The organism is Pseudomonas sp. NFXW11 (genome assembly GCF_049887815.1).
GTDB lineage: Bacteria > Pseudomonadota > Gammaproteobacteria > Pseudomonadales > Pseudomonadaceae > Aquipseudomonas.
Genome location: NZ_JAGEKI010000011.1, coordinates 23,278 through 39,116, shown reverse-complemented (window position 1 = coordinate 39,116; position 15,839 = coordinate 23,278). Strand labels below are relative to the sequence as shown.

Below are 15,839 nucleotides of genomic sequence, written 5' to 3'. Positions count from 1 at the left end.
CGCCTCTTTTTTTGAATCCAGCGCCGATGTCCTTTGCCACGTCCTTTGCCGGCTTGCCCCGAGCCCCCTTGCAACCACTGGAGCTGGACTGGCTGCGCCGGGCCAGGGTCGAGGTGGCGGTACTGCGCCTGGACCTGATCGACCCGCTGATCAGCGGCAACAAGTGGTTCAAGCTCAGCCAGCACCTGGCCGCCGCACATTGCAGCGGCGCCCGGGGCATCATCAGCCTCGGCGGTGCCCATTCCAATCATCTGCATGCCCTGGCCGCCGCCGGCCAGCGTTTCGGCTTTGCCACGGCCGGGCTGCTGCGCGGGCATCCCCAGGACACGCCGACGGTACGCGACCTGCAGCGCTGGGGCATGCAATTGCACTGGTTGGGTTACGGCGGTTATCGGGCGCGAAATGAGCCCGGCTTCTGGGCGCCCTGGCAGGCGCAGTACCCGCAGCTGTACCCGGTGCCCGAGGGCGGTGGCGGGCTAGCCGGTGCCCGGGGCTGCATGCCTTTGCTGGATCAGGTGCGCGAACAGCTGCCGGCCCTGGGCTGGGGCGACTATCACGGCTGGTGGCTGGCCGCCGGCACCGGCACCACCCTGGCCGGGCTGGTGTTGGCCGAAGCCGGGGCTCGCCCGGTGTACGGCGCCCTGGCGGTGCCGCTGGACCATGGCGTGGCGCAGTCGGTCAGGGCGATTCTTGGCGAAGCCGGGGTGGAGGACGCAGGTTATCGATTGCTGGACGCCAGCCGAGGCGGCTTTGCCAAGGTGGACGAGAAACTGCTGGCCTTTATCCAGGACAGCGAGCAGTGCAGTGGGCTGCCCCTGGAGCCGCTGTACACCGGCAAGGCGCTGCTGGCCCTGCGGCAACAGGTCGAGGCGGGTGTTTTTGCTGTGGGGAGTCGGCTGATCTTCGTGCATACCGGCGGCCTGCAAGGCCGCCGGGGCTTTGCGCCTCAGGCCTGACCGCGTTTGCGCCACATGCGTTGCAGGGTGTTGTCGCGCATCACGTAGTGGTGATAGAGCCCGGCCAGGGCATGCAGGCCGATCAGCCAGTAGCCGACCGTCCCCAGCAGCTCATGCCAGTTCTGCAGTTGCTTGGCCAGGGCCTTGTCCTCGTTCAGCAGCAAGGGCAGGTCCAGGCCATAGAACATCACCTGATGGCCCTTGGCGCTGGTGGTCAGCCAACCCAGCAGGGGCATGGCGATCATGAACAGGTACAGCGCCCAGTGCATCAGGGTCGACAGCAGCCGCTGCCACTGTGGTGGCGTGGGCACTATCTGCGGTGCCACCCCCAGGCTACGGGCGAACAGTCGCAGCCAGACCAGCACGAACACCGTCAGGCCGAGCATGAAGTGCGCCTCGACGATCAGGCTGCGGCCACCGCTGCCCTTGGGAAAGATGCCGCGAAATTCAATACAGGCGTACACCACCGCCAGCAGCACCAGCATCAGCCAGTGCAAGGCGATCGACACGGTGCTGTAGCGCGCGTCGGTGTTTTTCCAGGGCATGGGGGCTTCCTCGGTCATCAGGTCTTGAGCCTCCGTTCTTGAATGACGGAGTGTTCTAACTGTAATCCGCTTTGTGCCGATTTGCCCGGGCCTGGCATGGCTTTTATCGCGGCAGGGGGCTCTGGCCCGGGAGCTGGCGATAAAAAACGGCCCCGAGGGGCCGTTGTTTGAACGGGGTGCGCTGCGTTCAGCTGCTCTGGGGCATTTCCCCGCGGGCCAGGCGCAGGTTGATGTCGGCAATCACCTGGGGCAGGTCGGCGATGGTGTCGATCAGGTAGTGCGGGCGCGAGGCTTCGAACAGCTTGTGGATGCGCTGGCGCTCGCTGGCCAGGGTATCGCTGGCCAGGGCCTTGAAACCTTCGTAGCTCAGGCCCAGGGCGTTGCCCGAGCAGGTCAGGGCCACGGTCCACATGCCGGCGCGGCGGCCTTCGAGGATGCCCGGTACGGTGTCGTCGATCTTCACGCAGGCGGCCACATCATCGATGCCCAGGGCGATCACGTTGGCCAGGGCCTGGGCCGGCCAGGGGCGGCCGTTGGGCACTTCGTCGGTGGCCACCACATGGTCGGCCACGTAGCCGTTGCGGGCGGCCAGGGCCACCACCTTGTCCATCACCTGCTTGGGGTAGCCGGAGCAGGAGCCGATCTTGATGCCTTGCTCGCGCAACTGGGCAATTACCTCCAGGGCCCCGGGGATCAGCGCCGAGTGTTCGGCGATCTTGTCGATCTGCAACGGCATGAAGCGTTCGTAGATGGCGGTGGCGTCGGCATCGCTCGGGGTGCGGCCGAACACCTGGCGGTAACGCTCGGCCACCTGCGGCAGGTCGCACAGGGTGCGGATATGGTCCCATTTGCCCATGCCCATCGGGCCACGGGCTTCTTCGATGGAAACCTGTACATCGAACTCGGCAAAGGCTTCGACAAAGATCTGGGTCGGGGCGAAGGAGCCGAAGTCGACCACGGTGCCGGCCCAGTCGAGGATCGCGGCTTGCAGCTGAGTGGGGTTGTTGTAGTTCATGGGGCCAATACCTGTTGTTGGGGGCGAGGGTGCTCGCGAAAAAGGGTCTGGGACCGCGTTGCCTGGTTCGCGAGCAAGCTCGCTCCTACAGGAGGCGGTGGAACGTCAGATATCGAGCACTTGCATTTCCCGCAGCACTTCGCCAATGGCCGCGACCGCCGCCTGCATGCCCTGGCGATCGACATGGCCGATGCAGCCCACGCGGAAGGTCTCGACCTCGGTCAGCTTGCCGGGGTAGAGGATGAAGCCCTTGGCCTTGACCCGTTCATAGAAGTCCTTGAACTGGTAGCGCGGGTTTTGCGGGGCGTGGAAGGTGACGATGATCGGCGCCTGGATCGACGCCGGCAGGAAGCTGCGCAGGTCCAGGGCTTTCATGCCTTCGAGCAGGGCCTGGCAGTTGTCGGCGTAGCGCGCGTGGCGTGCCGGCAGGCCGCCTTCCTCCTGGTATTGCAGCAGGGCTTCATGCAGCGCAGCCACTACGTGGGTCGGCGGGGTGAAGCGCCATTGGCCGGTCTTGGCCATGTAGGCGTGCTGGTCGTGCAGGTCCATGGCCAGGGAATGGGCATTGCCCGCGGCACGGGCCAAAGATTCCTTGCGGGCGAACACGAAACCCATGCCGGGCACGCCTTCCAGGCATTTGCCGGACGCGGCGATCAGCGCCTCGAAGGGAATCTCGCGGGCATCGATGGGCAGGGCGCCGAAGGAGCTCATGGCGTCGATGATCAGGCGCTTGCCATAGCGCGCCACCACCTGGGCGATCTCCGGCAGCGGGTTGAGGATCCCGGTGCTGGTTTCGCAGTGGATCAGCGCCACATGGCTGATGGCACTGTCGGCCTTTAGCAGGCGTTCGACATCGGCGGCGGTGGTGGGCTGGTCCTCGGCGCTGACAAAGGTGCTGAAGTCGCGGCCCAGCACTGCGCAGATCTTCGCCAGGCGTTGGCCGTAGGCGCCGTTGATCAGCACCAGGACCTTGCCGTCGCGGGGCACCAGGGTGCCGATCGCGGCTTCCACGGCAAAGGTGCCGCTGCCCTGCAGGGGCACGCAGTGGTGGCTGTCGGCGCCGTCGATGATGGCCAGCAGCTGCCGGCACAGGCTGGCGGTCAATTGGTTGAAGCGCTCATCCCATGAACCCCAGTCCACCAGCATCGCCTGACGGGTACGGGCAGAGGTAGTCAGGGGGCCGGGGGTAAGCAGGATTGGCTCGGCGATGCTCATGCTGTGTCCTCGAAAATGATCGGATCAAGCTACGGGGACTAAATTGCAGTTTGCCTTGTCATCAATCAAATTGTTTGTTGTTATGCCAGCCATAAGTGAGGCCGATAAATATGAACCTGTTCCAACTCCGTGCATTCGACGCCGTGGCCCGTGAAGGCAGCTTCACCCGTGCTGCGGCGCGGCTGTTTATCAGCCAGCCGGCGGTGACCGGGCATATCAAGGCCCTGGAGGAGCACTACCAGATCACCCTGCTGCGGCGTACTGCGCGTCGGGTCGAACTGACCGAGGAGGGCACCAAGCTCGCGGCCATCACCCGGGCCATGTTCGGTATGGCGGAGGAGGCCCAGGCGCTGCTGGAGGCCAACCGGCAACTGCTGACGGGGCGCCTGGAAGTGGCGGCGGATGGCCCGCACCTGGTCATGCCGATGCTGGCCAGCCTGCGTGAGCGTTATCCGGGGGTGACGGTCAACCTGCGCCTGGGCAATGCCCAGGAAACCCTGGCGGCGCTGCTTTCCGAGCATGCCGACGTGGCGCTGCTGACCGAGGTCGAGCCGCGCAAGGGCTTGCATCTGCACAGCCTGGACGAGTCGCGGATGTGCGCCCTGGTGCCCGCCGGGCATCCCTGGCTGGAGCTGCCCGAGGGCATCGCCATCGACCAGCTGGACCAGGTGATCATGGTGCTGCGCGAACCCAGCTCCATCACCCGCCGCACCTTCGACCAGGCCTGCACCCTGGCCGGCATCCAGCCCCGGGTACTGCTGGAGCTGGACAGCCGCGAAGCGGTGACCGAGGCGGTGGCGGCGCATCTGGGGGTAGGTGTTGTCAGCTCGGTGGAAGTCGGCGCCGACCCGCGGGTACGTACCGTGCCGATTCGCGGGGAAGGGCTGGTCAATCGGCATATGCTCGGCTGCCTGGAACGCCGCCGTGATTTGCGCCTGATCCAGGCGTTCTTCGACCTGGCACCACGAGCAGCGGCAAGCGGCAAGCTGCAAGCCGCAAGATAAAAGCCTGCTGCCTGCCGCTTGAGGCTTGCCGCTGCCTCTATTGCAGGCTGTTGTGCACCAGTTCGAGAAAGGTCGCGACGATTCGTCGCGAGCTCTGCTCGCGCAGGCACACCAGGGTTTCGGTCATGCGCCGTTCGCAGTCGATGATCGGCAGGGCGCAGACCCGCGAGTCGGCGCCAAACTCCGCCGCCGACACCACCCCCACGCCAATCCCCACCACCACCGCCTCGCGCGCCGCTTCGCGGCCTTCCACCTGGATGGTTGGGCGGATGCGCAGGCCGGCGCGGTGCATTTCCTCTTCCAGGGTCTGGCGGGTTACCGAGCCGACTTCCCGCAGCACCAGGGGCATGTCGTCCAGGTCCGCCAGGTGGATCGACTGGCGCTCGGCCCAGGGGTGATGACGGGACACGAAGGCCACCAGTGGATCGTTGCGGAGGGTCAGGGACAGCAGGCGTTCGTCATCCACCTCGCGCCCCAGCAGGGCCAGGTCGGCCTGGTAGTTGAACAGGCGCAGCAGGGATTCGTCGGTGTTGCCGGTCTCGATCCGTACATTGATCCCCGGGTACAGCTCGCAGAAACGGGCGATTTGCGGCAGTACATGCACCGGTGCGTCCACTGCCAGCACCAGGCTGCCGGTTTGCAGGGCCTGGGAATCCTGCAGCAGTTCCTTGGCCTCGGCTTCCACCACGAACAGCCGATGGGTGATGGCCAGCAGGCGTTCCCCCAGGTCGGTGAGGCGCACCGAGCGCTTGTTGCGATGGAACAGCAAGACCCCGAAGCGCTCCTCGAGCTTGCGCACCTGGTCGGAAATGGCCGGCTGGGTCAGGTACAGGCGTTCGGCGGCCTTGGTGAAGTTGCCGTGCACCGCCACCGCGTGGAAGGCCTTCAACTGTGCATGGGAAACCGACATGGGCGAGTCCTCTTACAAGCTGAACTTATATTTGAAATACGATAAATCGATTTCATTTATTAATCGGTAATTGCTTCCATCTTTCAAGGCCCGCTGCCCCCTCGTTCGAGCGGCTATGGGCCCTGATGCCTGTGCGTGCATTTCCCCGCCTCGAAACCGGGGCAGCAACAGGACTCATCTGACCAGCAGTGCCCGCCGCAAGGGCCTTGCTGCAGTGCTCAACAATAAAAAACACAGGCGTTTGCTCCTCATTCTGCCGGCACACTCACCCTGAGGTCAGAACCACAATGAACAAGCAGAAGCGCACCCTGAAAAGTTGGCGAGTGCAGATATTCGCCATTACCTGGATCGCCTACGCGGCGTTCTACTTCACTCGCAAAGCCTTTTCCGTGGCCAAACTGGGGATCGCCGACGACCCCGATTTCACCCTCGACAAGATGGCCATGGCCAACCTCGATGCCCTCTACCTGGCGGCTTACGCCGTGGGCCAGTTCACCTGGGGAATCTTTGCCGACCGCTTCGGGCCGCGGGTGGTGGTGCTGGGGGGGTTGCTGATTTCCGCTGCAGCGGCCCTGGTCATGGGCAGCTTCGCCACCTTGCCGGTGTTCGCCACCTGCATGCTGGTGCAGGGGCTGGCGCAGTCCACCGGCTGGTCCGGGCTGTGCAAGAACATCGGCAGTTTCTTTCCCGCCCGGCAGCGCGGCCGGGTGCTGGGGCTGTGGAGTTCCTGCTATGCCTTCGGCGGGCTGGTGGCTTCGCCCTTTGCCGGCTGGTGGGCCTATACCCTGGTCGGCACCTGGCATGCGGCGTTCTATTCCAGCGCGGCGGTGGTGGCCCTGACCGCCGTGCTGTTTTTCATCTATCAGCGCGACACCCCGCAGGACGTGGGCCTGCCGGCGGTGGATGGCGAGTTGGCGGATGATGCCGACCAGCGCGCTGTCGGGCTCGGGGCGAGCGTTTGGGGGCCGCTGCGGGAGATCCTGCGCAACCGCACGGTACTGGTGCTGGGGCTTGCGTATTTTCTGCTCAAGCCGGCGCGTTACGCGATCCTGCTGTGGGGGCCGGTGATCGTCTATGAACAGATGCCCACGGTGGGCAAGGTGGGCGCGGCGATAGTGCCCACCAGCTTCGAGCTGGCCGGGCTGTTGGGGCCGATCATGATCGGCCTGGCCTCGGACAAGCTGTTCGGCGCCCGGCGCATGCCGGCCTGCGTCATCAGCCTGCTGGCGCTGACGCTGTCGCTGGCGCTGTTCATGGGGGCGCTGCACAGCGGCAGCGTGCTGCTGGTGATGGCGCTGCTGTTCTTTATGGGCCTGACCCTGTATGGGCCGGACTCGATGATCAGCGGCGCGGCCGCCATCGATTTCGGTTCGGCCAGGGCTGGGGCCACAGCGGCGGGCTTCGTCAACGGCTGCGGTTCGGTGGGGGCGGTACTGGGTGGCCTGCTGCCGGGCTATTTCGACACGGTCACGGTGTTCATCCTGTTTGCCGGCTGCGCCCTGGTCTCGGCGTTGCTGCTGTTGCCGTTCTGGAACAGCCGGCCCAATGGCGTCGAGCCGCCACAATCGGTGGTGCCCAACGGCCCCTTGCTGATCAAACCCCTGCGTTCCTGAACCACACCCCGGCCCGCCGGCTGCCGCGCATTGTTGCCGGAGGCGGCGGGTGCGGTGTTGGCCTTCGCCTTTGACTGGAGATCGAGCATGCGACCTTTCTGGCTGGAACAGGCCCTGCAACAGGAAAATCCCACCCCTTGCCCGCCCCTGCAAGGGGCTACCTCCTGCGCGGTGGCGATTGTCGGCGGCGGCTACACGGGGCTGTGGACCGCGATCATGCTCAAGGAGCAGAACCCGGGGCTGGATGTGCTGCTGATCGAGGCCGATATCTGCGGCGCCGGCGCCAGTGGGCGCAACGGTGGCTGTGCGCTGTCCTGGTCGGCCAAGTACCTGACCCTGGAGCGCCTGTTCGGCATCGAGGAGGCGGTGCGCCTGGTCAAGGAATCGGAGCGCAGCATCTATGCCATTGGCGACTTCTGCCAGCGCTACGCCGTGGATGCCCAGTACCGCCTCGACGGTACTTTGTACACCGCCACCAACGCCGCTCAAATGGGCGCCACCGATGGCGTGATCGCGGCCCTGGAGCGCCGTGGCATCAACTCCTTCGACAAGCGCCCGCTGGCCGATGTGCAACGCCTGGCCGGCTCCAGCCAGCACCTGGAAGGCTGGTATTCGAAGGCCGCCGCCAGCGTGCAGCCGGGCTTGCTGGTGCGCGGGCTGCGGCGGGTGGCCTTGCAGCTGGGGGTGCGGATTCATGAGCACACGGCGCTGACCGGGCTGGAAGAGGGGCGTCCGGCGCTGCTGCATACGCCAGCAGGTTCGATCCGCGCCGAACGGGTGGTGCTGGCGATGAATGCCTGGATGGCCCGGGCCTTCCCGCAGTTCGAGCGCAGCGTGGCCATAGTCTCCAGCGACATGCTGATCACCGAGCCGCGTCCGCAGCTGTTGCAGCAGATCGGCTTCACCAGTGGGGTGACGGTGCTGGATTCGCGGATATTCGTGCATTACTACCGCAACACCCCGGACGGTCGGATCATGCTCGGCAAGGGTGGCAATACCTTCGCCTATGGCGGGCGGATACTGCCGGTGTTCGACCAGCCCTCGCCGCACCTTGGCCTGCTGCAACGCAGCCTGGCGCAGTTCTTCCCGGCCTTTGCCCAGGTGCCGCTGGCGGCCAGCTGGAACGGCCCCTCGGACCGTTCAGTGACCGGCCTGCCGTTCTTCGGCCAGATGAGCCGCGCGGGCAATCTGTTCTATGGCTTCGGCTACTCCGGCAGCGGCGTCGGCCCCTGCCATATGGGCGGGCAGATCCTTGCCTCCCTGGTGCAGGGGCTGGACAACCCCTGGACCCGCTCGCCGCTGGTCAACGGGCCCCTGGGCTACTTCCCGCCGGAGCCGATCCGCTACCTGGGGTCGTTGATGGTGCGCAATGCCATTCGCCGCAAGGAGCGGGCCGAGGATCAGGGGCGCCGGCCGCGGCATTTGGATCTGCGCCTGGCGCGTTTTGCCGCTGCCGCGGGCAAGGCCGACAAGGGCTGAAGGGGCATGGGCCTTGAGTTTTTGGTCGATCAGGGCCTTGAGGACGTATAAACTTGCCCATCGCGTCGGCCAAATCCAACTCGACGCCATAGATCAAAGAGAGTGAGTAATGGGCGCACAGTGGAAGGTTAAACACAAAGAAGCGGCAGCCAACGCCAAGGGCAAGATCTTCGGCAAGCTGGTGAAAGAGATCACCATTGCCGCACGCAATGGCGCTGACACTGCCACCAACGCCCACCTGCGGCTGGTGGTCGAACAGGCCAAGAAGGCCTCGATGCCTCGCGAGACCCTTGAGCGCGCCATCAAGAAAGGCTCGGGCCAGCTGGGCGAGACCGTGCAATACCATCGCGTGACCTACGAAGGCTTCGCCCCGCACCAGGTGCCGCTGATCGTGGAATGCGTGACTGACAACATCAACCGTACCGTGGCGGAAATCCGCGTGGCCTTCCGCAAGGGCCAACTGGGTGCCTCGGGTTCGGTGTCCTGGGACTTCAACCATGTGGGCATGATCGAAGCCTCGCCAGACAGCCCGGATGCCGATCCGGAACTGGCGGCGATCGAGGCCGGTGCCCAGGATTTCGAGCCGGGCGAAGAGGGCGCGACCCTGTTCCTCACCGAGCCTGCCGACCTCGACGCGGTGCAGAAGGCCTTGCCCGAGCAAGGCTTCACCGTGCTTTCGGCCAAGCTCGGCTATCAGCCGAAGAACCCGATCAGCGGCCTGAGCGATGAGCAGATGGCGGAAGTCGAAGCCTTCCTCGAAGGTCTGGACAACCATGACGACGTGCAGGATATGTTCGTCGGCCTGGCGGGTTAAGACCGCAATTCGCCGGCAGCCCGGCTCTCACCCCTGGGGGTAGGAGCCGGCTTGCCGGCGAAGCTTTTTCAAAGCTCCGCCAATGCCTCGCAGACCTGGGCAAAGTCCGGTCGCGCCAGCACCTGCGGCTGGCAGCAGTCCTGCACCAGCGCCAGCAGTTTGCGCTTCGCCTCCGCGGCCAGCGAGCCGTCTTCACGCTCTAGCAACTCCTCCAGCAAGATACCGAAGGCCCGCACTTCCAGGCGTTGCAGTGCGCGGCTCTGCTGGCTGTCGTCCCTGGCATGGAAGGAGGCCGCGCCAAAGTCCCCCAGCAGGCAGTCGCCCTGGGCATTGAACAAGGTGTTGTGGCCGTACAGGTCGCCGTGGGTAATGCCCTGGGCGTGCAGGTGGCCGCCCACTGCAGCCAGGCCGCGGGCCATGCGCAGAATCACTGCGGCGCTGTAGCACGCGCCTTCGGGGTAGATGTCCCGGGAGCAGGAGTCCAGGCTCGGCAGCGCCGCCAGGTTGCCGAAGCTGGGGTCGATCAGTTGCATCACCAGGCCGTGCTGGCCCTGGGGGTGATCGGCGATCCGGCCCTCGACGCGGATCAAGTTCGGATGCAATCCGGCACTGATGCAAGCGTTCATTTCATGCAGCGGCGAACCGTCGCTGGTCATCTCGCCCTTGTACAGCTTGACCGCCACGGCCCGTGGCGGCTGCCTGGCGGCTTGCCATTGCGCCTGGTGAATCACCCCGGAAGCCCCTTCCCCCAGGCGTTGCCCCAGGCTCAATTGCGACCAGGGAATGTTCGGCGTGGATTGCAGCGCCGCGGCATCGGCTTCCGACTCCAGCGGATTGCCGGCGTAGGCCAGCCAGGTCAGGCTCGGCAGTTGCAACAGGAAGGGCGGCAGCTCGCTGAAGCGGTTGGCGGCGATGCGCAACAGTTCCAGGCGGTGGCACTGGCCAAGGCTCGCGGGCAGGCGGCTCAGGCGATTGCCGGCGAGCATCAGTTTTTGCAGCAGCGGGCGCCGGCCCAGTTCGTCCGGCAGCTCGCTGATGCGGTTGTCGGTCAGGATCAACCAGCGTAGCTGGGGCGGCAGGGCCGCAGCCGGTACTCGTTCGATGCGGTTGGCCTTGAAGCCGATCATGCTCAATTGTGCGCACTGGCCGATGCAGGCCGGCAGTTCGCTGAAGCGGTTGTCGGAGCAGAACAGGATGCGCAGGCGGGTCAGCCGGTGCAGGTCGTCGGGCAGGCTGCTCAAGGCATTGCCGCTGAGGTTGAGGATTTCCAGGGAGTCGGCGAGGGCGAAGATTTCCCGCGGGAATTCAGTCAGGCCGCAGGACAGGTCCAGGCGCTTGATGCCAGCCAGCTGGCCGGCCCGCAGTTGGGCAAGGGTATCCATGAACAGCGTCAACACTCGAAAGAGGAACAGGGCGCGCAGGATAAAGCAGATTGGGCGGTTTTGCTGCGTGCTCAGTGGTCGCGTTGGCACAGCCAGCGTGCCAGGCGGCGAAATGCTGCAGGCCGCTGCTTGTTCCCGGCAGCGGATAAAGGCTCGCGCAGGTTCTGCTGTTGCAGGGTGGCTTTGACGGCGCGAGTAGCGGCGTTAGCGAATGAGTGCTCAGTGTTGAAGTCGCTTTCCAGGGTGCTGAGCAAGTAGGCGCCTTTGCGGCTGCATTGGCTGAAGCGCAGGACGATTCGCTGGTCGAGTATTGCCGCGCCATCGCGTTTGTCGCTGGAAAAGTAGAAGACCCAATCGGGGTGGACGTTCTTCGCGTGCTTGAGCAGGGTGGTGAGGCGCACGCCAGGGGCAATGGAAAAGCCGCTGCCCAGGTCCTGGTCGTTGCAGAAGTAGCGCTTGCACAGCAGGCCCAGGGTTTTCTTCTGGTACCGGGCGCCCAGGTTCTTTTCGTAGAAGTGCAAGTCGGATGCTTCGCCAATCCGTTCATAGCCATGGGCCGCCAGCTCCTGTGGCGAGAAGCTGTTCAGGCCGAGCACATGGGGATGCTTGAAGGTCGAGTCCGCCCGGTACAGGGAGAAAATTTCGCAGAAGGTTGCCGGTAACATATCGATCTTGATCAATCCTGGATGTGGGCCGCGGGGTTCAGGCCAGCGCTGGCCGGGGGGCCGATTTCCTGCAACTGGCCAAGGCGGCTACGGGTCCGCGCCAGGTCGATGGCCTGGCCGCCGAGGCTTTCGCCAAGGGGCCGCTGGCCGATCAGCAGCAGGCGCTTGTCCTGGTCGTAGAGCACGTCGATCAGGTTGATAAAGCGCTGCTGGGCGGCGATCGAGCAGTCTTCCAGCAAGGGCAGCTCGTCGATGATCCAGGTGTCGAAGCGCCGGCTCAGTTCCAGGTAGTCCATCACCGCGGTGGGCTGTTCGCAGAGGTCGGCGAACTCGACGCGAATACTGCGCTGCTGCACCTGGCGTACCTGCAACTGGCGGTTGCCGACCCCCAAGCGGCTGGCCGGGGCATGCCGCTCGGGCAGCGCCAGGGCCTGGCGCTGGGCCTGGGTACCGGGCCAGACATACTGCCCCTGGGTGAAGAGCTGCTGGTCGTGGGTGCGCGCCTGGGTGCGGTAGTCGTGAGGGCCGCCCACTTCCATGACCTGCATCTTGCTGTTGATCAGGTCGATCACCGGCTTGAAGCGCGCGTGGTACAGCGGGTTGGGCAGCAGGCCCTCGGGGGCGTAGTTGGAAGTCACCAACAGCACGATGCCACGCTGGAACAGGGCCTTGAACAGCCGGGTGATGAGCATGGCATCGCCGATGTCATGCACATGGAATTCGTCGAAGCACAGCACCTGGCACTGATCCAGCAGTTCATCCAGGGTGGCTCCCAGGGCATCGCCCTGCTGCTGGTGGCGGAACATGCCCTGGTGCAGCTGGGCGAAGAAGTCATGGAAGTGCAGGCGACGCTTCTGCGCGATGGGCAGGGCGCGGAAAAAACCGTCCAGCAGCCAGCTCTTGCCTCGGCCCACGGCGCCATGCAGGTACAGGCTCCGGGCCTGATGCGGCACTTGCGACAGGCCCTCGGCTTGCCGGGCCATGCTGTCGATCACCCGCAACTGGCTGTGGCTCAGGGTGTAGCCCAGGCTTTGGGCCTTGTGTCGGAAGTAGTCGTGGATCACCCCACCGTTGCCCGGCATGGCTGGCCCGCTGCGGGCGAACAGGCGGCGCCAGCGTGAAGGCTGTGTTGCAGGTTCTGGTGGTAAAGCGGCCAATGGTGGTTACCCCGATGATTCCTGGCCGCAGACCTTAAAAGCGGCGCGGTAATTTAACCAATAGCAAAGCGCTCGACCAGCGATCTCGAAAAGGCATGGCTGCGAGCGCTGGCGCTCGGGCCAGCATGCCAGTGATCGATTAATACGCTAACTGGCGGTTTCTTCCCTGATTGCTAACCTGATTTCAGCGAATGCTCCTCACTAAGGATTTGAGGCCTTGAATGGATATAGGGGTTTGGCCGTCATGAGCGCCTTGCTGGGTGCTACGGCAAGTGCCACGGACCTGCAAGTGCAGGTGCGGGTCGATGTGCTGCGTGGCTGTCAGTTGGTAGGGCAGCAGCGCGAAGCGGGTGTGGCGCAGCTGGGTGTGCTGGATTTCGGCAGCAGTGCGCGCCTGGATGACCCGGCGGGCCCCTTGGGGGCGGCCCTGGCCAGTGGCCGTCAACCGCGTCTGGAATGCAATCCCGATACCCCTTATCAGATGCGCATCGACGGTGGTCAGCACGGCGGTGTCGGCGAGGTGCGCTATCTGGCCGGCAACGGCGCGTTGGCCAAGGCCATTCCCTATCGCCTCTACCAGGACCCGGCGCAGCGGATTCCGTTGCCGGTGAATGTCCCGGTCAGTGGCCGGGTGCCGGATTCCGGCACGGTGGACCTGCCGCTGTACGGGCGTATCGAACCCCTGGCCGAGATTCCTCGGGCCGGGAACTATTCCGATGTATTGAAGGTGACCCTGACCTGGTAGGCCGGGGTCATGAACGCTGCCGCGGGGAGCCGGGCAGTACAGGGAAGCCGTTGTTGCAGGCGGCTCGGGCGGGAGTCCTGATGGAACCGGGATGGATGCGATGAAAGGCAGACGCTGGACCATTGTCGCCCTGGGCTCACTGTGCCTGTTGGCCGACGACGCCCAAGCTGCGATCAGCGGGCAGATCCAGGCACGCCTAGTGATCACCGCCAGCTGCCAGGTGACCAATGGCGGCAGCGGCTCTGCCGGCGGTGCACTGAATTCTCCTGGAGTGCTGGATTTCGGTCAGCAGGGGCCGACCTGGGTCAACCCGATCAAGGCCAGCCTCGACAACAGCGCCGACGGCCAGGTGCAGGTGGCCTGCAACCCTTCGGTCACAGGTTTTACCGTGACCATCAACGGCGGTCTCAATGGCGACGGCAGCACCCGGCGCCTGAGCAACGGCCGCCAGACCATTCCCTATCGATTGTTTGTCGATGCTTCCGGTAGCGACAGCTACAGCATCGGCCAGCAGCGCAATTTCGCAGTGAGCAGCGGCAGACGGATTCCCATTCCGGTGTTCGGCTCTGTGGTCGCGAATACCCGCGCGGTTCCGGCAGGGGTCTACACCGACACCCTGACGATCACGCTGGATTGGTAATCATGAGAGGACATCCATCATGCACGCGCTTGTATTCAGAACTGCCTGGCCATTGCTGGGCCTGGCCATGTGTTGCTCGGCCAATGCCGCAACCACTGTCACCGGGCAGATCAACTCGACCCTGATCCTCACCAGCAGTTGCCAGGTCAACGGGGTGGGCGGCAGCACCGGCCTGAGCTTCGGTGCCTTGAACTTCGGCACCACCAACAGCCTGTTCACCACCGCCACTGGCCAGGTGCTGGGGGGCGGTGGTGGGGCGCTGTCGATCCTCTGCTCCAGCGGCACCACGCCGAGCCTGACGATCCAGGGCGGGGCCAATGACGGCATGTCCAGCGGTGGCACCCGGGCCCTGTATGACGGGGTGGCCAATTATGTGCCCTATGACCTGTACACCGACGCCGGCCATTCGCAGATTCTGGCGATCAACGGGGTGATCAACCTGGCGCCCAGCACCGGGGTGGCACAGACGGTGAACATCTACGGCCAGGCGGTGGGCAAGGCCGGGCTGCCGGCGGGGACCTACACCGATACGGTGGCGGTGCAACTGACGTTCTGAGGCCTGTGCCTGGCGCGGGCGATCAGCCCCGCCGGCAGGGCTTGATGTTCAACGCCAAGGGGCGAAACGCCGGGGGGCGTAGCATGCAAGCATTCACATCCAGATGGGGCCTGGCCTTGCTCGGGTTGGCCATGGTCGGCCAGGCCGATGCAGCCACCACGGTCACCGGGCAGATCAGTGCGTCCTTGATTCTCACCACCAGTTGCCTGGTGAACGGGGCCGGCGGCAGCTCGGGCCTGAACTTTGGCTCCTTGAACTTCGGCACCACCAACAGCCTGTTCACCACCGCCAGCGCCCAGGTACTGCAGGGCGGGGGAGGGGCCTTGTCGATCCTCTGCTCCAGCGGTACCTCGCCGAGCCTGAAAATCGCTGCCGGTACCAACGATGGCAAGTCCACGGGCGGCTCCCGGGCACTGTTCGACGGGGTGGCCAACTATGTGCCCTATGACCTGTACACCGACGCCGGCCATTCACAGATTCTGGCGATCAACGGGGTGATCAATCTGGCGCCCAGCACCGGTGTGGCGCAAACGGTGAACATCTACGGCCAGGCCGTGGGCAAGGCCGGGCTGCCGGCCGGAACCTATACCGACACGGTGTCGGTGCAGTTGACCTTTTGATGTCATGGCCCGCCATGGAGTGGTATGGCTGGCGTTGGTCTGCGCCAGTGTCTGGCCGGGAGGGGGCTTCGCGGCGACCAGCCAGAGCTTTCAGGTCAGCGCCAGCATCGTTGCCGGTTGCCTGGTGGTGGGCGGGGTCAGCAATTACGGCAGCCTGGCGTTCGGTACCCAGTCGGCGCTGGCCACCGGCACGGTCAATGTCGCCCTGAGCGGCGGGGTGCAGTTGCAATGCACCCCGGGGGTGACCCTGAACATGACGGTGGACGGTGGCCAGTACAACAGTGGCGGGCGGCATATGCAGCTCAATAGCGGCAGTGCCCAGGTGGCCTACCAGCTGTTTCGCGATGCCGGGTACAGCCAGAGCCTGGGCATTGGCCAGAGCGTGGCCGTGGCCTACAGCGATGCCAATAACATCAGCCTGCCGATCTATGGGCAGGCGCAGTTGCCGGGCACTCAGCCTGGGGGGACGTACAGCGATGTGCTGCAGGTGCAGCTGTCGTGGTGATGGGGCGGATCAACAACC

17 protein-coding genes are annotated in these 15,839 nt (G+C 65.0%); 10 read left to right on the top strand and 7 right to left on the bottom strand.

Translation table 11 applies throughout. The features are described from left to right. The first annotated feature begins 26 nt into the window (after positions 1–26). The gene (locus J4P02_RS17855; protein ID WP_426192593.1) at positions 27–956 is read left to right on the top strand and encodes a 1-aminocyclopropane-1-carboxylate deaminase/D-cysteine desulfhydrase; all 930 of its coding nucleotides are present in this window, start codon (positions 27–29) and stop codon (positions 954–956) included. Here J4P02_RS17855 and J4P02_RS17850 read toward each other — a convergent pair. The 3 genes from J4P02_RS17850 to J4P02_RS17840 form a co-directional block, all read right to left on the bottom strand. Beyond that, positions 947–1,501, bottom strand: coding sequence for a cytochrome b (locus J4P02_RS17850; protein WP_426192880.1), 555 nt, complete (start codon positions 1,499–1,501; stop codon positions 947–949). The genes J4P02_RS17855 and J4P02_RS17850 overlap by 10 nt on opposite strands. Before the next feature lie 187 nt (positions 1,502–1,688). Next, positions 1,689–2,516, bottom strand: a complete 828-nt coding sequence (gene phnX, locus J4P02_RS17845; protein WP_426192591.1) for a phosphonoacetaldehyde hydrolase — start codon at positions 2,514–2,516, stop codon at positions 1,689–1,691. Between the two features lie 105 nt (positions 2,517–2,621). Further along, positions 2,622–3,731, bottom strand: a complete 1,110-nt coding sequence (locus J4P02_RS17840) for a 2-aminoethylphosphonate--pyruvate transaminase (protein ID WP_426192589.1) — start codon at positions 3,729–3,731, stop codon at positions 2,622–2,624. A 110-nt stretch (positions 3,732–3,841) separates the two neighbouring features. On the opposite strand from J4P02_RS17840, the gene J4P02_RS17835 reads away from it, so the two are divergent. Continuing rightward, positions 3,842–4,735, top strand: a complete 894-nt coding sequence (locus J4P02_RS17835) for a LysR substrate-binding domain-containing protein (protein WP_426192587.1) — start codon at positions 3,842–3,844, stop codon at positions 4,733–4,735. 37 nt (positions 4,736–4,772) lie between these two features. On the opposite strand, the gene J4P02_RS17830 is transcribed toward J4P02_RS17835, so the two are convergent. Then, a complete protein-coding gene (locus J4P02_RS17830) occupies positions 4,773–5,645 on the bottom strand; it encodes a LysR substrate-binding domain-containing protein (RefSeq protein WP_426192585.1) in 873 nt (290 codons plus the stop codon). Between the two features lie 224 nt (positions 5,646–5,869). Here J4P02_RS17830 and J4P02_RS17825 point away from each other — a divergent pair, with 224 nt between their 5' ends. From J4P02_RS17825 to J4P02_RS17815, 3 genes are all read left to right on the top strand, one after another. Next, positions 5,870–7,258, top strand: a complete 1,389-nt coding sequence (locus J4P02_RS17825) for an MFS transporter (protein WP_426192877.1) — start codon at positions 5,870–5,872, stop codon at positions 7,256–7,258. Positions 7,259–7,345: 87 nt separating this feature from the next. Next, positions 7,346–8,737, top strand: coding sequence for an FAD-dependent oxidoreductase (locus J4P02_RS17820; protein WP_426192583.1), 1,392 nt, complete (start codon positions 7,346–7,348; stop codon positions 8,735–8,737). 109 nt (positions 8,738–8,846) lie between these two features. Continuing rightward, positions 8,847–9,551, top strand: a complete 705-nt coding sequence (locus J4P02_RS17815) for a YebC/PmpR family DNA-binding transcriptional regulator (protein ID WP_426192581.1) — start codon at positions 8,847–8,849, stop codon at positions 9,549–9,551. Positions 9,552–9,619: 68 nt separating this feature from the next. Here J4P02_RS17815 and J4P02_RS17810 read toward each other — a convergent pair whose 3' ends face one another. The 3 genes from J4P02_RS17810 to zapE form a co-directional block, all read right to left on the bottom strand. Continuing rightward, positions 9,620–10,933, bottom strand: coding sequence for a leucine-rich repeat-containing protein kinase family protein (locus J4P02_RS17810; RefSeq protein ID WP_426192579.1), 1,314 nt, complete (start codon positions 10,931–10,933; stop codon positions 9,620–9,622). A gap of 71 nt (positions 10,934–11,004) precedes the next feature. Then, complete coding sequence (locus J4P02_RS17805; protein ID WP_426192577.1) at positions 11,005–11,598, bottom strand: hypothetical protein; 594 nt, start codon at positions 11,596–11,598, stop codon at positions 11,005–11,007. Between the two features lie 11 nt (positions 11,599–11,609). Then, positions 11,610–12,755 carry a cell division protein ZapE gene (gene zapE, locus J4P02_RS17800; protein WP_426192575.1) on the bottom strand — a complete coding sequence of 382 codons (1,146 nt, stop codon included), beginning with the start codon at positions 12,753–12,755 and terminating at the stop codon, positions 11,610–11,612. A gap of 244 nt (positions 12,756–12,999) precedes the next feature. Between zapE and J4P02_RS17795 the strand changes: the two genes are divergently transcribed. From J4P02_RS17795 to J4P02_RS17775, 5 genes are all read left to right on the top strand, one after another. Further along, positions 13,000–13,500, top strand: a complete 501-nt coding sequence (locus J4P02_RS17795) for a Csu type fimbrial protein (RefSeq protein ID WP_426192573.1) — start codon at positions 13,000–13,002, stop codon at positions 13,498–13,500. Positions 13,501–13,600: 100 nt separating this feature from the next. Next, positions 13,601–14,140, top strand: coding sequence for a Csu type fimbrial protein (locus J4P02_RS17790; RefSeq protein WP_426192571.1), 540 nt, complete (start codon positions 13,601–13,603; stop codon positions 14,138–14,140). A gap of 19 nt (positions 14,141–14,159) precedes the next feature. Further along, positions 14,160–14,696: a Csu type fimbrial protein gene (locus tag J4P02_RS17785; RefSeq protein ID WP_426192569.1), complete on the top strand. Its 537-nt coding sequence runs from the start codon at positions 14,160–14,162 to the stop codon at positions 14,694–14,696. An 83-nt stretch (positions 14,697–14,779) separates the two neighbouring features. Beyond that, positions 14,780–15,316, top strand: a complete 537-nt coding sequence (locus J4P02_RS17780; protein ID WP_426192567.1) for a Csu type fimbrial protein — start codon at positions 14,780–14,782, stop codon at positions 15,314–15,316. A gap of 4 nt (positions 15,317–15,320) precedes the next feature. After that, positions 15,321–15,821, top strand: a complete 501-nt coding sequence (locus tag J4P02_RS17775; RefSeq protein WP_426192565.1) for a Csu type fimbrial protein — start codon at positions 15,321–15,323, stop codon at positions 15,819–15,821. Positions 15,822–15,839: the final 18 nt, after the last annotated feature.